Consider the following 1,141-nt stretch of genomic DNA (forward strand, 5'->3'; position numbering starts at 1 on the left):
TGTCCGTCGATCTCGGAATCCCTGTCGCCCGTCCGCGCCCGTTGGCGACGCGGCGGCGATCGCGGCAGATCATGGTCGGCGGTGTCCCCGTGGGCGGGGACGCCCCCGTCTCGGTGCAGTCGATGACCACGACCCTGACCTCCGACATCAACGCCACCCTCCAGCAGATCGCCGAGCTGACCGCGAGCGGCTGCCAGATCGTGCGCGTGGCGGTGCCCAGCGCCGACGACGCCGAGGCGCTGCCCATCATCGCCCGCAAGTCGCAGATCCCGGTGATCGCCGACATCCACTTCCAGCCCAAGTACGTCTTCGCCGCGATCGACGCGGGGTGTGCGGCGGTGCGGGTCAACCCGGGCAACATCCGCAAGTTCGACGACAAGGTCGGCGAGATCGCCAAGGCGGCCGGGGACGCCGGGGTGCCGATCCGCATCGGCGTCAACGCCGGCTCGCTGGACAAGCGGCTGCTGGAGAAGTACGGCAAGGCCACGCCCGAAGCCCTGGTGGAGTCGGCGCTGTGGGAGTGCTCGCTGTTCGAGGAGCACGGGTTCCGCGACATCAAGATCTCGGTCAAGCACAACGATCCGGTAGTGATGGTCAACGCCTACCGGCAGCTGGCGCGGCGCTGCGACTACCCGCTGCACCTGGGGGTGACCGAGGCGGGGCCGGCGTTCCAGGGCACGATCAAGTCGGCGGTGGCCTTCGGGGCGCTGCTGGCCGAGGGGATCGGCGACACCATCCGCGTCTCCCTGTCGGCGCCGCCGGCCGAGGAGGTCAAGGTGGGGGCGCAGATCCTGGAGTCGCTGGGGTTGCGTGAGCGGGGTCTGGAGATCGTGTCGTGCCCGAGCTGCGGGCGGGCGCAGGTCGATGTGTACACGTTGGCCGATGAGGTCACGGCGGGGTTGGAGGGGATGGACGTTCCGCTGCGGGTGGCGGTCATGGGCTGTGTGGTCAACGGTCCGGGTGAGGCGCGCGAGGCGGATCTGGGGGTGGCCTCGGGCAACGGCAAGGGGCAGATCTTCGTCAAGGGCGAGGTGATCAAGACCGTGCCGGAGTCCAAGATCGTCGAGACCCTGATCGAAGAGGCCATGCGCATCGCCGAGGGCATGAAGGACGACGGCACCGCCTCAGGCACCCCCTCGGT

General features: G+C 69.4%; 1 protein-coding gene. It reads left to right on the plus strand.

The window, feature by feature from the left end:
- On the plus strand, nucleotides 1–1,141 hold a 1,141-nt coding region (gene ispG / locus ACFO4E_RS30050; protein ID WP_378580709.1), incomplete at both ends, for a flavodoxin-dependent (E)-4-hydroxy-3-methylbut-2-enyl-diphosphate synthase.

The organism is Nocardiopsis mangrovi, assembly GCF_042653925.1.
In the GTDB taxonomy this organism is placed as follows: domain Bacteria; phylum Actinomycetota; class Actinomycetes; order Streptosporangiales; family Streptosporangiaceae; genus Nocardiopsis_B; species Nocardiopsis_B mangrovi.